This is a genomic window from Streptomyces sp. NPDC001668 (assembly GCF_042893155.1).
In the GTDB taxonomy this organism is placed as follows: domain Bacteria; phylum Actinomycetota; class Actinomycetes; order Streptomycetales; family Streptomycetaceae; genus Streptomyces.
This window is the reverse complement of the sequence record NZ_JBIAUQ010000009.1, coordinates 125,220-141,586: the sequence shown is the minus strand read 5'-3', so window position 1 is coordinate 141,586 and position 16,367 is coordinate 125,220. Positions and strand designations below refer to the sequence as shown.

Here is a 16,367-nt window from a genome sequence, read left to right as displayed (position 1 = left end):
TGCTCGTCAGGGCGCTCCATATGTCGTCACTGGCTCCTACGAAATCCCCCTGCGCCGCAGCGTCTCCAGTCGTTGTCCGGCGCACATGGCGCGTGCGATGCTGCCGCACACCGCTGGTCCCGCAGCCGCACATTTGGATCCGTAGTGCACCCCGACGGTGATCACCACCAGGATGAAGACGTAGGCGGGCAAGTCCTTCAGCCAGCCGAGCTGGATGCCGGTGCCGATCGCTCCGATGATCAGGGCGTAGAGCAGCATGGTCCACCACCACTGTTCGAATCCGCGGGTGAAACGGCGGCTCGGATCAGGCGTCGTCGACAGCGTGGGCTCGGCCTCCCGCAACAGGATGTCGGCCGTCGACCAGGCAGCCCAGTTGCTCAGCGCGACGGCGACGGCGCCTGCCGTGCAGGTCCAGGGCCAGACCCAGTACCAATGGGCGCTAAAGGTGGAGAGCACCGTGGTCGGCACAGCCACGACGGCCATGGAGCGCATCGCCACCTCGGTGCAACGGGCCCGTAGGCCCGGAATGCCGCGCGCGGTCAGCCTGGCAAGGATCGTCTGATAGAACTTCGCTGCCACGAGCCCCTGAGACAGGGCGATGACCTTGGCGTAGAGCTCTGGGCCGGTGGGCAGCGCGTCGGCCTCACCAACGACGATGTCGCCCACGGTGACCAGAGCGGTCTTGGACACGATGAACCACCAGGCCAGGGTGGACAGAGCGGTGAAGAAGAGCAGGTAGCGCTCGTGCGGGCCACGGAACTCGGCGCCGTTTCGCCACTGGAGCCACTGCTGGAACTGGGTCGCGAACTCGCGGGACGTGGGAGCGACACGGGCCCACAGGTACCTGGAGCGCTTCGGTTGGGCCACCGGTTCCTGCTGCACGAGTTGAAAACAGAACTCGAGGTGGCGGCGGAGCTCGTCGAAGTTCAGGCCCTGTGCGTGGGGGACGGCCAGCAGGCGGTGCTCGGGGCGCTCCTCGATCAGGTCCTCCAACAGACGTCCCAGATTGGGACTGGTGGACCAGACGACCTCAGGTGTCCGTCCATCACGTGGCGGAGCGCCGGCCAGTGTCTGCAGCAGGATGACACCGAGCGAGTAGGCATCGGCCGTCTTCGACGCGATGCGTTTGTTCTTGATCTCCGGGGCCGTGTAGACGGCGTCGTCATGTTCGGCGATGCCGACCTGCCGGCTGTAGAGGTGGTTGACACCCAGGTCGATGAACTTCGCGTTTCCCTGCGGATCGATGATCACGTTGTTGGGCGACAGATCGAGATGCTGACGCTTCGGATCGGAAGCGTCGACCGCCTCGTGGCGACCCAGTTCGTGAAGGGCGACAGTTAGTTTGCCCGCGATGTCCTCGGCCATGGCGATGCGGTCGGCCATCGTGGGAGAGCCGGCCTCGAATTCGCTGAGGACCTCTCCGAGTGTCCGGCCCTCCTGGAAGGGCATCAGCACCCACTGACCCGAGGACGCCTGAGGTTTGACGACCTGCGCGGAGACCGACTCCTGCCCGTAGCGCAGGGCGTACTCGTCGGTGGCTCTGGTGATGGCGGCCAGCTTGTTCCAGGGGAACAGGACGCATTTGACAGCCAGCGGACTGCGTGCGCCCGCCTCGTTGTCGGGAAGCCGTCGGTGACCGCGCAGGATGAAGGACGTGGTGCCTGCCTTGTGGTACCGAAGGCCGGTGAAGTCCACGGCGGACCAGTACGCTGCCTCGCCCTGCGTGGTCGACGGGTGGCCAAGTGGGCCGTAGACCAACTCGATGGCCCGGCCGATCGCCTGATCGGGAAACAGGGAGTCGCAGTAGGCGTCAGCGTTCCTCTGCTCCTCCAAGTTCGGTGATCTGAACCGCCGATCGAGAAGTACGACATTGAGGGTGATCAGGGAGACGAAACCCACCGCGAGTGCGGTGGGGCCGCCCGGCTCGGCCAGCAGACGTCGGCGGGCCTCGCGGCAGGAGTCCGCGAAACCGCTGCCGTCCGTGCTCTCGAAGTCGTAGTTGGTGATGTGGTCCAGGATGTCCCGGAGCACGGTCACGGTGGCCGCCGTCATCTCGACCTCGTCGCCCGTCTCCAGGAGGCAGCGTCTGCCGCCCGCGCCGTTGCGTCCGTTGAGTTCTGCCAGCAGTAAGTCGCTGAAGGTGCCGTTCGGTGTCGTGGCCACGGATCCCCCGTACTGGACGTCTCTTCCGTGCTGTGGACAGGAGGCGGTGCTACGGGTTGTCGGTGAGCGATCCCCGCGCGTCCAGCCGCACTTTCCGGCGGCCGACGAGCGGTACGACGCCGAGGGCTCCCTGGACCGAGACGCCCGCCCGCAAGGTGGTGTGCAGGCGGGCCGCGGTGACCCCGTCCGGAAGGCCGACCAGCACGCGCAGCACGCGGTCGACGTGCAGGGGCGCTTCACCGACCTGCATGAAGTCCCACCAGGCCGCTGAGAACATGGGCCCGGACGACGTCAGTCGGGGTAGGTACACGTCCTGTTCCCTGGCCCGTTCGACGCTGACCTCGGGCCCCAGGGGGACGGCCTCGATCTCCAGGGACAGGCCACCGCTGTACCGGGTGGTCACCTTCACCGGTTCGGTGGCGACCTCGTCCTTCGGACTGAGGTCGAGGATCCTCCCGTCGCTTTCGGAGACGTCCACGCTCACTCTGACCCACCGGAGGCGGCACTCGGGGTGCCGGTGAGCGACGCATCGCAGCGGGATGTCGACCGTGCTTCCCTGACCGGACGCGAGCGGATGCCACGCGTCAGGGCCTGCCCGCAGGGCGAACCTGTTCTCCCGTGCCATCAGTCGGACCGTTCGGTCCAGGGTGACCGGTTCGGCGCGTTCCTCCAGGGCTGCTTCGTCAATGTCCATCACGAAGTCGGCGGTGTGCTCGCCCGCCGCCGCGTCCTGACCGTTGTGCAACTGATCCTCCCTCATAGCCAGTCGCCGATGGCGACGAAGGCGCCCCAGTGGTAGAAGTGCCGGCGTGCTGTACCGGCCACCGCTCGGGCCACGCGATGCAACGCGTCAACGGCGCTGTGCCCGTTGGCCAGTTCCCGGTGGAATTTTTCGAGCAGGGCGGCCGCGGACGTGTCCGCCACCTTCCACTGGCTCACCACGACCGACCTGGTCCCACCGAGGAACAACGCCCGCGGAAGTCCCACCGGCTCGTCACCGCTGCGGTGTTCGTTGACCCCGGTTTCGCAGCCGCTGAGCACCACCAGACCGGCTTCGAGACGGCGGCCGACAAGGTCGGAGGCGCGCAACACCCCGTCCGCCATCTCCATGCCGCGTTCAAAGCCGTCCCCGGTCGACAGGCGGCCATGGCCCGCGAGATGCACGAGGGCGCAGGTCTCCAGTGCCTCAAGGACCCGGGCCCTTGTCACCTCCTCACTCAGCTTCTCCTCGACCGCGAGGAGACGGGCCACAGACCTTGCCTCCTCCGCCGACCTCGGCAGATTGGCTTGCGAGTCGCCGAACACCGCGCGCGGGCCTGTCCGTGCCTGATGCGCCCTGCCCTCGCGGCTCATGAGGTCGACCAGCACCGCGGTGCTCGGGCTGTAGCACACCGGATTGCGCAACAGCAGCGGCTCGCCCGCGACGGGCAGGGTGTGCAGCGGCAGGTCGTGGAGGATGCCGTGCGGGACGAGGTAGACAATGTCACCGGGCCTGGTCCAGTCCGCCAGCGGGGCGACGAGCGGCGCGAAGGAGTGCCAGTCGCGCTCTCCCCCGTCGGCGAGATCCTGCATCATCAGCCGCACCCCGCCGGGCCGGCGGAAGTACTGAGCGGCGTAACGGGACAGGCGTGCGTGATCGACCGCGACGGGCTTCACCTGCGGTGTGGGCCAGTCGGCGCGCAGTGCGAACAGCAGCGTCTCACGCGGAGTGCACCGGTACTCGGCAACGACGATCCGACGTCCGCCCGTGTGCCGCTGGTCGCTGTCCAGCGCCGCGCGCAGTTCCTCGTAGCCCGGAGGCTCGACGGACCTGGCGCGTGCATAGCCGGCCATCGGACCGTCGCGCATCGACTCAAGCAGTACGGCGATTTCCTCACGCAGCGCCAGTTCCTCCGAGTCGGTCGAGGCGGAGCGGTTTTGAAGCGCTCGTTCACGGGCGAGTTCGGGCGCCTCCCGTAGGACCGACTCGGCGAGTTCGAGCTCGCCCAGACCGTCGAGCAGCGCCCGGCCCTTCGTCCGTTCGAGCCATCGCAACGCCCCGGCCGCGTCGGATCTGCGGTACCAGCTCAGTTCGAAACCGAGGCGGTAGACCTCAGACGTGTCACCGGCCAGCGCTATGCGTACGTGCTGGGCGCGCAGCGCGGTCATGTCCGCCGTCGCCGAGGCGGCACGGAGCCGGTCCAGTTCCCGGGCCGCCTCGTCGAGGAGTGTGCCCGCGCGGACCCAGTGGCTGTCGCGGTCCCGGTTCGTGCGCGCATAACGGTCTCCGGTCTCCAGCGCACAGATGCCACGGTGGAACAGCACCCGCCATATCTCCGGGCGCATACCTGCGGCGGCAAGCAGACGCTGCACCTCGCCCAGACGGCTCTCGGCATCTTCGTACAGCGCTGCCCCGCCTCCCTGTCGGGCTCGGTCGATCAACACCAGCGCCTGGTAGCTGAGAGTGAAGGCGAGTTGCGGACGCAGCCCGAGGGCCCGGGACAACTCCTCGGCGCGGCCGAGGGACGCGCCGCACTCCTCCCAGTCTGCGGCGAAGAAGGCAGCCTGGCCGCGCTGCTGATGGACAGACACCAGGTGGACGCGCGCCTCCAGGGTTCGTACAGACTCCAGTAGCCGTGTCGCCCGGTCGAACAGACCGGCCACGTCGTCATGCGCGCTGGCCACCGCGCTGCCGTCGCGCCGACGAGCCAGCACGATCACCCATGCCTGGAACGAAAGGCATCGCGCCTCGTCCACAGGCAGACCCAGCTGACGGGCCACGGCAGCACCGTGCTCCAACTGGGCGCAGGCCGCGGGGCTGTCGGACTCCGCGAGGAGACCCGCCAGCGACAGCGCGACCTCGGGCAGCAGGCCCGCGGGCGCCGGACGGTCCCGCAGTCGATGTTCGACGTCTCGGAGCAGTTGCACGGCCTCCTCGGTCAGGCCCATCGCCGACAGCACCGAGGCTCGCACGACGGCCTGGCCGGCGAACTCGCCTGTCCCCGACCGGCTCGGCCGCAGAGTGAGCGTGTCGGCCAGGCCACGGTTTCCGCCGCGAAAGGCGATGTCCGCGTCGCTGATCGCCCTCGCATCGTCGGCGAGCGGATGCCCGATACGCTCGGCCAGAGCCGCAGCCCTGCGGTCGGCGACCGCCCGCGCCGCCGCATCGCCGTGATGGACGTGCCACATGGAGAGCGCCTGCCAGGCAGTCACCTCCTGACCTGGTACGTCAGCCCGCCGGAAGCCTTCTGCCGCTTGCTCGGTGAGTGCCACGCCGTCGGACGCCCCGTACTCCAGGCACAGGTGCCCGAGTGCCAGATGTGCCCGCGGTTCCGCTAGACAGCCGCCGGCGGTGGCGATCCGGTCCGCCGCGCTCTCCAGCGCGGCGAGCAGCGGCCCGGGCTCTCGCCCCTCGGGCTCTTGCCACTCGGTCTGGAACCAGTGACCGAGATCGAGTTCCGCGAGGGCGAATGCCGTTTCGGCGGCCGACAGATCGTCGTGTCGCCGTTCCGCCGACTCCAAGAGGGCCAGTAGAAGCTCACGGGCCCGAGCAGGGTCGGCTCCCGGAGCGCGGCGCAGGAACGAAGCAGCCCGCCGGATCGCCCGGTCGGCGTCCTGGTACAGCCCCGCACGACGGTAGGCGGCCGCCGAGGCCTCCCACTGATCGGAAATGACGGCACGCTGGGCGGGGTCCTGGCCCGACAGCACGAACCGCAGGGCCGAGCCCTGTGCCCTGAGGTCCCGGGCCAGCGCGGCGGGCGCCGGGGCCGCGTCGGCAGCGACTCGTTCGCAATGCCTGATGAACTCATTCAGCGGCCCGGGAGCCAGCTCCGATCCCCGAGCAAAGACCCTGACGAACCGACTCCACAGACCGGCAATACCGTCAGTGGCGAAACGACCGTCGGCGGCTTCCGCCAAGGTGTCGGCCTCTTTGACGAGGCCCTGCTCCAGGCGGCATCGGAGCAAGAGCGTCCACGTCTCCTCGTCCCAGCCGTGTGGGCCAGGCCGTCGCGCACTCCATGCGACCGCCTCCACGAGTTCCGTATACCGCTGCTGGTCCAACAGGAGTCTCGTCGCCGAGGCATCCACCCGGGCCCCCTGTCACTCCGGCCACCCCCACCGATGGCAACGGATATGAGGATGCCCTGTCGACCGCCTGCGAACTCCTGACTGTCCGTTCATTTGCGGTTCGCCCACTCCTGCCGTCCGAACGACGTCGCACAGCCGTACCGGGCCGTGCTGTTGATGACCGTTTGCCTGCGCATGAGGTGGCCTGCTCATTACTGACTTTCTCGGCGTGGTGTCGTCAGGGTGAGGCCGGTTCCGGCGAGGCAGCCATCAATGACGTTGCTGCGGTACTGGATCTTGCGGAGGCCCTGTCTGAGAGTGCGCATCAAGTGATCGGGGTCGGTGAAGGCGGTGTTGGCCTGACTGCTGCGTCGCAGCAGTGACCAGATGCCTTCGACAGGGTTGAGGTGAGGTGCGTAGGCCGGCAGGAAGCAGCTGGTGATCCAGTCGTGGGAGTCGATGAACTCCCGCAGCCGAGCGTCCTTGTGCACGTCCAGGTTGTCCCAGATGAGCACGATCGGGGCGCCGAGCTGCTGGTGGGCGTCGATCAACAGGTCGCGGTACTCGGTCCACATGCCGCTTGGGCCTGAAGATCAGCCGCGAGCGTTCGCCCTGCTTGTAGCAGGTCAGAGCGGCGATGGAGAACCGGCGCCGGGAACGTCCCCGCACCCGGATGACGGGCGTGCGTCCGAGCCTGGCCCAGGTCCGCATCGTGGGCGGCGTCATCGAGAAGCCTGCCTCGTCTTGGAAGCAGATCCAGCCCCCGAGCGCCGCCGCGGTGTTTCCACCCGGGGCCAGGTCTCCTTCACCCAGCCGGTGACGGCTTCCTGGTCGCGTTCCACCGCCCGTCTGGCCGGGACCTGGTGACTGAAGCCGTGCCGGTGCAGCATCCGCGCGATCGACGACAAGGTCATGCTCTTGTGGAACCGGCGCCCGATCAGCATCTCGATCCTCGACAGCGTCCATGTCCGGTCCGGCCAGCCGTGCGCCACCGGCCCCTTGGCCAGCTCCTGCTCCAGCACCGCGAAGAGCGCCTCACTGAGCCTGGGCCTGGAGGCCGGCCCCTTCGACGCCAGGGCCCGCTCCCCACCGTCATCCCAGACCCGGCGCCACCGCTGTACGGACCGCACGCTGACACGTAACTCACGGGCGACCGCGGCATTGCCCTGCCCAGCCGCGAACAGCTCAGCCGCCTGTAACCGGACGTGCTCACGAAACGCCTGCCGCTCTGCGGTCAGCCCGCCCCCCTGCGCTTACCTCACACAACCGACCTACCGCAGCAACTACCGCTCGTCAGCTACGACATCACGCCAACAAAGTCAGTAGCGGCGGGTGCCGGACCAGGGCGTGAGTAGTCACCGTCGCGGCGTGTCCGTCGTGGGACGCGAGGGGGGAATGTCAGCGCCGCACGTACGGTGCGTCCGCCCTGGGGATCAGCTCCAGCGCCTGCCGGGCCGTCTGCCGGAGCGTCGTGCCGTCGACACCCGCCTTGGCCATGCAGTCGATGCCCCTGACCACGCTCAGCAGCAGATATCCCAGGGCCGTGGCGTCGGCGTGCTCGGCCACCTCTCCCGCGTCCTGGGCGTCGCGTATCGCGGACGCGAGGGCGCCGGCGAGATCCTCGAACGCGCGACGGGCCGTGCCCGCCACCATGTCGTCCTCTCCGGCGCGGTCCGCGGTGACCTTGCTGCGGAAGCATCCCCGGCGGGGCGACTCGGTCGCGAAGGCGTCGGCGAGTGAGACGACGTAGCGCTCCAGGCGGGCCATCGGCGAGGTGAGCACCGCGTTCGGGCTTTCCCGCAGTTCCTCGCGGGCCTGGGCGACGAGGTCCTGGCAGTAGTCGGAGAAGACGCGCACATAAAGGGAGTGCTTGTTGCCGAACGCCTTGTAGATGCTGCCCTTGCCCAGGCCGGTCGCATCCATGAGGTCGTAGGTGGACGTGCCGTCGAATCCGGTGGTCCAGAACCGGTCGCGGACGACATCGAGCACGGTGGTCTCGTCGAAGCCTCGGTTTCGCCCCATGACCTCGCCATACGTCGTTGTGGTCCAGGTGGACCACAACGGTCGCCAGATGCCCGCCCGCTGCAGGGCGGAGCTGTGACTTCGGTCGTAACACTTTTCGTTACCCGGGCCCCAGGTGTCCCGCCGAAGCCGACGACGGGAACAACCTGCAATCGACGCCCAGGCCGAGGCAGCAAGCTAGGTCCTCCAGGGACCTGACATTGTCTGGGGATGTTCAACGGCCGGGCGCGTCGAGACTGGCGCCGATCAGTCGGCAAGCAGTGGGATCCCGTCGTAGGCATTGACGTCGTGGGCAGGCACGATCTGCATGACGTCCGCGAGCGCGATCATACGAAGCAAGTCGTCACGCACCAGTTCGGGATCAGTGTCGGCGAGTTTGCGCAGCAAGAGCGGTCGTTCGACACGACGGCGGATGCCGTCGATTTGCCAAGTCAGGTCGCCGATGAAGGCGTACCGCTTGCGGGTCGGCAGAGTGACGAAGATGATCACAGAGCCAGTCGTGTGACCTCCGGCGGGCACGATGACCACTGAGCCATCGCCATAAACGTCGAAGCTCGACGAGAAGCCTAGATAGGCGGGTCCGTTGAGTTCGTACTGGTGAATTTGGTGACCTGCGGAGACTTCACGGAATACTTTCCCGCCGCGATGTTCGCTCGCATATTGCAGTTCCCCTGCATTGATCCAGATGGGCACTTGAAGCTCGTCGAGGCCGCTGACGTGATCCCAGTGAGAATGGGTCAGCAGCACACCACGCAGCCCGCTGCGGTCGTAGCCGCTGGCTGTAAGTTGATCGCTGGCGGTGCTGGTCACCTGGTATGGAGCCTGTTCCATGCGCGGGAGAGACTGAATGTGCGCGGCAACGTGAGAGCCGAAACCCGCATCGATCAACAGATCACCCTGCGGGTGCCGCAGCAGGGTCGCCGTCGCGGCGAACCGGCGCTTATCGCGGAACGAGCCGCCCTTGAAAGCGAATGCCGCCCTGGTTTCGTAGGTTCCAGTAGGCAATTGGTACAGCGCCATTTCAGATGGCGGCGCGGCCTCAGGAAGAGGCTCCGCCCAGGCGGAAGGTATGGGAAGCGGTGACATGAAGGTATGGTCCGTTACCGCCAACCGAGCGTCCAATACCTGATCTGCAGGCCCGATACCTGCCAGGTATCGGGCCTGCAGTGCCACGGCACTGTCCTCGTACCTCGTGTCGGACGACTCTCCTTACGAGCAGGAGAGCGGGGCTGGAAACGGTCACGCTGTACGCGACCAATGGAGCGGCCCAGTCGGTCGCTTCCTGCACGGTTTCTGACCTGCCATGGAGGTATGGCCACCGATGACTGTCGGTCGGACCTCATCATGTGAGTTTCATGTGAGTCCCAGGGGCATCGAGTGCTGTCTGTGGGAGCTTCCCAGGTCAGAGACTTGGCATTGCCATGAAACGTTCATGTTCGTCCAGATCGGGCCCACGTCGGCAGCGGACAGTGAGTGGCGCACGCGACGGTCGCGTGCACCACTGCCGGTCTGGAGTCTCGATGATCGAAGTATGCGGCCTGTCGAAACGCTATGGCGAGGTCCTGGCTGTGGATGATCTGACATTTGCTGTCCGCCCCGGGGAAGTCACCGGGTTCCTGGGGCCCAATGGAGCCGGCAAGTCGACCACGATGCGCATGATTCTGGGTCTGGACGCCGCCAGTTCCGGGACTGCGACAGTGGCCGGTCGGCCGTACGCCGCGCAGCCCGCGCCACTGAAGGTGGTCGGGGCGCTCCTGGATCCGGGCGCAGTACTGCCCAGCCGCACCGCCTGTCATCATTTGTCGGCATTGGCGGCCGGCAACGGAATTCCGCGCCGCCGGGTGGACGAGGTACTGGCGGAAGTCGGCTTGGAGAAGGTGAGTCGCCGGCGTGCGGGGACGTTCTCCCTCGGAATGCGTCAGCGGCTGGGCATCGCCGCGGCCCTGTTGGGCGATCCTCCGGTGCTGGTGTTCGACGAGCCGCTCAACGGGCTGGACCCGGAGGGCATTGTGTGGATCCGTTCGCTGATGCGGAGGATGGCGGCCGAAGGACGCGCGGTTTTGATGTCCAGTCATCTGATGAGTGAGATGGAGTTGACCGCCGACCATCTCATCGTCATCGGTCGCGGAAAGCTGATCGCTGACACGACGATGAAGGACTTCATCGAGGCGCACTCCGAGCGTGAGGTCCTTGTTCGCACCCCTCAGGCCGAGGCCCTGCGCAGCATGCTCTCCGCGGCCGTTCAGGTGCGGACCGAGGGCGGTGACGCCTTGGTGGTGACAGGTCTGGAAGCCGCCGAGATCGGGGCCCTGGCATCGCTGGGCGGAGTGGAGCTGCATGAGCTTGCTCCGCGCCAAGTGTCGCTGGAAAAGGCATTCATGGATCTGACTCGCGATGCGGTGGAGTACCAGTCGGAGAAGGAGACGAGCCGATGACCGCCCCTGCGCGACTCCCTGCCAGGTCGACAAAAGCCCGTCGGCACTTGCTTGTGTCCCGCCTTCAACGAGACCCGGACCGTGCGCGGAGTGGGAAGGTGACCTTCTGGCACTGCCTGCACGCCGAGTGGATCAAGATCCGCACGATGCGGTCGACGGTGTACGTGATCCTGGGCACTCTGGCGTTCTGCATTGGTCTTGCTGCGCTGAACGCCTCGTCCGCAGGCAGTGAGTTCGCGGACCTGAGTCCCGCGGACCAGGCCTCGTTCGACCCGTTGGCGACCAGCCTGCGCGGCTACCTGCTTGCGCAGATCGCGCTCGGCCTGTTGGGCGGCCTGGTCATCACCTCGGAATACGGTGCGCGCACGATCGTCCCCACCCTGATCGCTGTTCCGCACCGGGCGCGGGTGCTGGTGTCCAAGGCTGTGGTGCTGGTGGGCGTGGCGCTCCCGGTCGGGATCGCGGTGTCACTGGCCGGGTTTCTCGTGGGGCAGGCGTCGCTGTCCGGGGCGGGCGCCCCGCACCTGACACTCTCCGACGGCGTGGCACTGCGTGGCATCGCAGGTGGTGGTCTGTATCTGGCACTGGCCGGGCTCTTCGGGCTGGCTCTGGGCACGGTGATCCGCTCCACCACGGCAACAGTGACCACGCTGTTCGGCGTGATGCTGATCGTTCAGGCCTTCGCCCCGGCCCTGCCCGCAGGACTCGGCGACTGGGTGTCGAAGTACTGGCCGCCGATCGCCGGCGGGCAGATCATCACCAGCTATCAGGACCCCATGTTGCTGAGTCCCTGGGCAGGCGTGGGCGTCATGGCCGGATGCGTGGCGGCCTTGATGACGGCGGCGTTCGTCGTGTTCCGCAAGCGTGACGCCTAGCAAGGCGGGACAGTGAAGACAGAGGATCATCAGCCGGGGACGGGTGCCATGACGACGACACAGCGACTGCTACTGGTGGAGGACGAGCCCACGCTGCGTGAGTTGCTGTCTGCCAGCTTGCGGCTGGCCGGCTTCGAAGTGATTTCGGCCGAAGCCGGCGGCCAGGCCCTGGAAGCGGTCCGCGACAAGCGCCCCGATCTGATCGTCCTGGACGTGATGCTGCCCGACTTCGACGGCTTCGAGGTCGCACGCCGCCTGCGCGAGCATCCGTCCGGTTCCGGAAGCGGGCACCCGCCGATCCTCTTCCTGACGGCCCGGGACGCAGCCGAGGACCGCATCAGCGGCCTGCGGGCCGGCGGGGACGACTACGTGACCAAGCCCTTCAACCTCGAGGAACTCATCCTGCGCATCCAGGCCGTGCTGCGCCGCACCAGCGGCCGCCGGCTCGATGGGCTCGTGGTCGTCGACGACCTGGAACTCGATCTCGACAGCCACCAGGTGACGCGAGGCGGCGAGCCGGTGCAGCTGTCTCCGACCGAATTCAACCTGCTGCGCGTGCTGATGGAAAACGCCGGCCAGGTCTTGTCCAGGGATCAGCTGCTGGACCAGGTCTGGCACTACGACTTCGACGGCGACGACTCCATCGTCGCCTCCTACATCAGCTACCTGCGCCGCAAAATCGACACCGGCGAACGGAAGCTGATCCATACGGTGCGTGGCACCGGCTATGTCCTGCGCAGGCCCCGCGGATGAGTGCGGCTGCCACGCGCGGGCCAATCAGCCGTCTGTCGCTGCGCGGGCGGGTCGTGGCCATCACGTTGCTGCTGGTCATCGCCGCCCTGTTGGCCAGTAACGCCCTGCTCGTCACCCTGCTGCAACGGCAACTGGTGCAGCAGCTGGATGACCGGCTGCGCACCGCTGTCACGACTGCGGCACGGCTGTCGAACACGGAAGACACGTCCGGCGAGTCGGCACCGGAGACGCGCGATGCCGTGGAGGGCGACCTGGCGGGCGATGTCTACGTCGCCTACCTCGATGCCGAAGGGCATCTGCGGCGTACGCTGCGTCCGGCCACCCATGCCACCCCACGGCTTCCGGTCCTGGACACGGCAGCGATCGCGGCCCGAGACCAGCACCCCTTCCAGGTCCTGGGCAAGGGTGACGGCGATGAGTGGCGTGTCATCGCTGCCCAGTTGGCCGCCGACCACGACACCCAGGTGGACGAGGTCGGCAGCGTCGTCGTGGCCGGTTCTCTGGCGCCGGTCCACACGACGATCCGGCAGCTGGGCGTGTGGATGCTGGTGATCGATTCCCTGGTGCTCGTCTGCTTGGGCATCATCGCCTGGTTCGCCGTGCGGGCCGGTCTGCGGCCGCTGCGGCGCATCGAGACGACGGCAGCGGCCATCGCGGGCGGAGATCTGTCGAGCCGGGTCCCGCAGCCGGACACGACGCGCACCGAACTGGGCCGGCTGTCCGCCGCGCTCAACGGCATGCTGGACCGCATCGAAGCCGGCGACGCCGCTCGCGCCGCCACCAACGAGCGCATGCGCACTTTTGTCGCGGACGCCAGCCACGAACTGCGCACCCCGCTGTTCGGGATCAAAGGCTTCACCGAGTTGTATCGGATGGGTGGCATGCCCGAGCGCGCCGATGTCGATGCCGCCATGAGCCGTATCGAACGCGAAGCAGCCCGCCTCGCCCGCATTGTCGAGGACCTGCTGCTGCTCGCCAGGCTCGACGAAGAGGCCACCGGTGATGTGCATCCGACCCTTCGTCTCACCCCCATGGACCTGCGCACCCTGGCCGCCGACGCCCTGCACGACCTACGGGCCTTGGCCCCCGAACGTCCCGTCACCCTGACCGGCCCGGGCGGCGGTCCGCCCGGTGGCGCCCCCGTCCTGGGCGACGAGTCCCGACTTCGACAGGTCACCTCCAATCTCGTCGGCAACGCCATCGCCCACACCCCGCCCGGCACGCCGGTACGCATCGGTGTCGGCACGCTGGAGGATCAGGCAGTCCTGGAGCTGAGCGATGAGGGGCCAGGAATCGCGGCCGAGCAGACCGGCCACATCTTCGACCGTTTCTACCGTGCCGACACCGCTCGCGGCCGCACACAGACTGGCGGTGCCGGTCTCGGACTGTCCATCGTCCGCTCCCTGGTGACCGCTCACCGCGGCCGTGTTGAGGTCCGCTCCGTGCCGGGGGAGGGCGCCACGTTCCGCGTCCTGCTGCCGTTGCATCCCGACAGCTCCGTCAGCAATTCCTGAGGACAGCGCGGTAACTCCTCGGCCGGCCGATGCGAACGGCCGGATGTAGCCGACGCATACCCGAATCCAAGACCCACCGATGGCGTGCTCCACCCAGGTGTGTCGCCTTTCTGTTCGCGCCCCTTCTGCCGTTCGCGGCTGGGGGACTACCGGCGGGAGATGAGACACCCGCCGAGTCCTACTTGTTTTTGAGTACAGGGGATTGTCGACAGGGCCGACGACATGGAGAGGCCTGCCCGCCAGGGTGAGAGACGTTCCCGATATCCAGATATGGAGATGTCCTTCATGGCGACTTTCTTGCATCGGGTGGGCCAATGGGCCTTCCGCAAGCGCCGCACAGTGGTGCTGGCCTGGGTGGCGGTGCTGGCCGCCGTGTTCCTCGGGGCTTCCACCGCGTCCGAGGCACCAGACGACTCGTCCTCCCTGCCCGGCATCGAATCCCAGCAGGCGTTCGACCTGATCAATGAGCGTTTCCCGGGCGCCGAAGCGGACGGTGCCGAGGCCCGCATCGTGTTCGTCGCGGAACACGGTTCGGACGTCACCGCCGCCGCCAACCGCTCGGCCATCGGCAAACTCGTTGCCGCGGTGGCCGACGGGGCACAGGTCGCCGACGCGACCAGCCCCTTCGACACGAACGCCGTCAGCAAGGACAAGTCGACGGCGTACGCCACCGTCACCTACAAGGTCGCCGGCGACGAGCTCACCGACGCCAGCAAGACGGACCTGACCAAGGCGGTCGAGCAGGCCCGGGACGCGGGCCTGACCGTCGAGGTCGGCGGTTCCGCGCTGGAGACCGAAGCCGCGCAGGGCGCGGGTGAGATGCTCGGTGTTCTCGTCGCCGCGGTGGTTCTGCTGATCACCTTCGGCTCACTCGCCGCCGCCGGCCTCCCCCTGCTCACCGCCGTCCTCGGCGTCAGCATCAGCCTGGCCGCAATCACCGCCCTGAGCAGTGCCCTCGGGTTCTCCTCGACGGTCGGTGAACTGGCGATGATGCTCGGCCTCGCCGTCGGCATCGACTACTCCCTGTTCGTGGTCTCGCGCTACCGGGAGGAGCGGGCCAAGGGACACGAGCCGCAGGGGGCGGCTGCCCTGGCTGTGGGCACGGCCGGAAGCGCGGTCGTCTTCGCCGGCCTCACCGTCGTCATCGCTTTGCTGGGTCTGTCCGTCATCGGCGTCCCGATGCTCAGCAAGATGGGTATCGGCTCGGCAGGCGCAGTCATGGTCGGAGTCCTGATCGCCCTGACCGCAGTGCCGGCACTCCTGGGATTCTGGCCCAATGCGGTGCTCTCGCGCCGTGACCGCAAGGGCGGACGCCGCACCCGCACCAAGATCCTCAGCCCTGTCGGCAGGACCAAGACGGCCGGCTCCACCACGAAGGCCCCCCGGGGTGTTCGGTGGGCGCAGTTCGTGGTGCGCCGCCCGCTGCCGGTTCTGCTCCTGTCGGTGATCGGCCTCGGGGCGCTCGCGGTGCCGTCGCTGGACCTGCGGATGGGTATGCCTGGCGATGAGGCCAAGTCGACCGCAACCACCGAGCGCCGCGCCTACGACGCGCTCGCCGAGGGCTTCGGCCCGGGCTTCAACGGCCCGCTGACCGTGGTCGTCGACGTCAAGAAGGCCAAGGACCCGCGGGCGGCCGTGACCGCGGTCTCCGACAAGCTCGCCGAGACCAAGGGAGTCGTCTCCGTCTCCCCGGCACGGTTCAACGAGGCGAAAGACACAGCGGTGATCGCCGCTGTCCCCTCGACCGCACCCACCAGCCGGCAGACGCAGGACCTGGTGCACACCATCCGCAGTGAGCGCACTGCGGTGGAGTCCGCCACCGGCGCCGACTTCAAGGTCACCGGCACCACCGCCCTGAACATCGACGTGGGCCAGAAGATGCAGGACGCCCTCATTCCCTACCTCGCGGTCGTCGTCGGTCTCGCCTTCCTCCTCCTGGCCCTGGTCTTCCGTTCGATCCTGGTGCCGCTCAAGGCAGCGCTCGGCTTCCTGCTGTCCGTCGGTGCGGCTCTCGGCGCGATCGTCACGGTCTTCCAACAGGGCCACGGAGCCGGCGTCTTCGGCGTCGACGAAACCGGCCCGATCATGAGCACCATGCCCATCTTCCTGGTGGGTATCGTCTTCGGCCTCGCCATGGACTATCAGGTCTTCCTCGTCTCCCGGATCCGCGAGGCACACATCCACGGAGAAGGGCCCGGCCAGGCCATCGTCACCGGTTTCCGGCACAGCGCCCAGGTCGTAGGGGCAGCAGCGCTGATCATGATGGCGGTGTTCGGCGGGTTCATGACGGGCGGCGAATCCCTGGTCAAGATGGTCGGCTTCGGACTGGCCAGTGCCGTCTTCTTCGACGCCTTCGTCGTCCGTATGGCATTCGTGCCCGCGGTCCTGGCGCTCCTCGGCAAGCGGGCATGGTGGCTCCCACGCTGGCTGGACCGGCTGATGCCCCGCGTCGACGTCGAGGGCGAAGCACTCACCCAACAGGCCTCCGCGCCGCATGATCTGCCTGCCGACGATCCACGGGCCTCCGTGAAGGTCTGACGAACGTGCCGGCCCGGGCC

At 67.7% G+C, this 16,367-nt stretch carries 11 protein-coding genes and 1 pseudogene; 5 read left to right on the top strand and 7 right to left on the bottom strand.

The window, feature by feature from the left end; translation table 11 throughout:
* Nucleotides 1-36: 36 nt before the first annotated feature.
* From ACFYZ8_RS26680 to ACFYZ8_RS26650, 7 genes and pseudogenes are all read right to left on the bottom strand, one after another.
* Nucleotides 37-2,163 carry a hypothetical protein gene (locus ACFYZ8_RS26680; RefSeq protein ID WP_388539610.1) on the bottom strand — a complete coding sequence of 709 codons (2,127 nt, stop codon included), beginning with the start codon at nucleotides 2,161-2,163 and terminating at the stop codon, nucleotides 37-39.
* A 49-nt stretch (nucleotides 2,164-2,212) separates the two neighbouring features.
* Entirely contained in the window at nucleotides 2,213-2,908 is a 696-nt protein-coding gene (locus ACFYZ8_RS26675; protein WP_359038120.1) for a hypothetical protein, read from the bottom strand.
* An 11-nt stretch (nucleotides 2,909-2,919) separates the two neighbouring features.
* Nucleotides 2,920-6,204, bottom strand: coding sequence for a CHAT domain-containing protein (locus ACFYZ8_RS26670; RefSeq protein WP_388539613.1), 3,285 nt, complete (start codon nucleotides 6,202-6,204; stop codon nucleotides 2,920-2,922).
* 218 nt (nucleotides 6,205-6,422) lie between these two features.
* Nucleotides 6,423-6,936, bottom strand: a pseudogene (locus tag ACFYZ8_RS26665) (transposase).
* Nucleotides 6,933-7,448 (bottom strand): winged helix-turn-helix domain-containing protein, encoded by a 516-nt coding sequence (locus tag ACFYZ8_RS26660; RefSeq protein ID WP_388539880.1) that lies wholly within the window; start codon nucleotides 7,446-7,448, stop codon nucleotides 6,933-6,935. The pseudogene ACFYZ8_RS26665 and the gene ACFYZ8_RS26660 overlap by 4 nt, the downstream one beginning before the upstream one ends.
* A gap of 160 nt (nucleotides 7,449-7,608) precedes the next feature.
* A complete protein-coding gene (locus ACFYZ8_RS26655) occupies nucleotides 7,609-8,232 on the bottom strand; it encodes a TetR/AcrR family transcriptional regulator (protein WP_388539616.1) in 624 nt (207 codons plus the stop codon).
* A 246-nt stretch (nucleotides 8,233-8,478) separates the two neighbouring features.
* Nucleotides 8,479-9,405 carry an MBL fold metallo-hydrolase gene (locus ACFYZ8_RS26650; protein ID WP_388539620.1) on the bottom strand — a complete coding sequence of 309 codons (927 nt, stop codon included), beginning with the start codon at nucleotides 9,403-9,405 and terminating at the stop codon, nucleotides 8,479-8,481.
* A 347-nt stretch (nucleotides 9,406-9,752) separates the two neighbouring features.
* Here ACFYZ8_RS26650 and ACFYZ8_RS26645 point away from each other — a divergent pair, with 347 nt between their 5' ends.
* The 5 genes from ACFYZ8_RS26645 to ACFYZ8_RS26625 all read left to right on the top strand — a co-directional run bounded on the left by ACFYZ8_RS26645 (nucleotide 9,753) and on the right by ACFYZ8_RS26625 (nucleotide 16,347).
* Nucleotides 9,753-10,667 (top strand): ABC transporter ATP-binding protein, encoded by a 915-nt coding sequence (locus ACFYZ8_RS26645; protein WP_388539623.1) that lies wholly within the window; start codon nucleotides 9,753-9,755, stop codon nucleotides 10,665-10,667.
* 98 nt (nucleotides 10,668-10,765) lie between these two features.
* The gene (locus ACFYZ8_RS26640) at nucleotides 10,766-11,542 is read left to right on the top strand and encodes an ABC transporter permease (RefSeq protein WP_359040174.1); all 777 of its coding nucleotides are present in this window, start codon (nucleotides 10,766-10,768) and stop codon (nucleotides 11,540-11,542) included.
* Nucleotides 11,543-11,590: 48 nt separating this feature from the next.
* Complete coding sequence (locus ACFYZ8_RS26635) at nucleotides 11,591-12,295, top strand: response regulator transcription factor (protein WP_359040172.1); 705 nt, start codon at nucleotides 11,591-11,593, stop codon at nucleotides 12,293-12,295.
* Nucleotides 12,292-13,809: an ATP-binding protein gene (locus tag ACFYZ8_RS26630; protein ID WP_388539626.1), complete on the top strand. Its 1,518-nt coding sequence runs from the start codon at nucleotides 12,292-12,294 to the stop codon at nucleotides 13,807-13,809. The genes ACFYZ8_RS26635 and ACFYZ8_RS26630 overlap by 4 nt, the downstream gene beginning before the upstream one ends.
* A 285-nt stretch (nucleotides 13,810-14,094) precedes the next feature.
* Nucleotides 14,095-16,347: an MMPL family transporter gene (locus ACFYZ8_RS26625; RefSeq protein ID WP_388539629.1), complete on the top strand. Its 2,253-nt coding sequence runs from the start codon at nucleotides 14,095-14,097 to the stop codon at nucleotides 16,345-16,347.
* Nucleotides 16,348-16,367 lie beyond the last annotated feature (20 nt).

Excerpts from the sequence above, each read along its gene's own strand:
- ACFYZ8_RS26625 (WP_388539629.1), top strand. The coding sequence starts at position 14,095 with ATGGCGACTTTCTTGCATCGGGTGGGCCAATGGGCCTTCCGCAAGCGC.
- ACFYZ8_RS26630 (WP_388539626.1), top strand. The coding sequence starts at position 12,292 with ATGAGTGCGGCTGCCACGCGCGGGCCAATCAGCCGTCTGTCGCTGCGC.
- ACFYZ8_RS26655 (WP_388539616.1), bottom strand. The coding sequence starts at position 8,232 with ATGGGGCGAAACCGAGGCTTCGACGAGACCACCGTGCTCGATGTCGTC.
- ACFYZ8_RS26635 (WP_359040172.1), top strand. The coding sequence starts at position 11,591 with ATGACGACGACACAGCGACTGCTACTGGTGGAGGACGAGCCCACGCTG.
- ACFYZ8_RS26645 (WP_388539623.1), top strand. The coding sequence starts at position 9,753 with ATGATCGAAGTATGCGGCCTGTCGAAACGCTATGGCGAGGTCCTGGCT.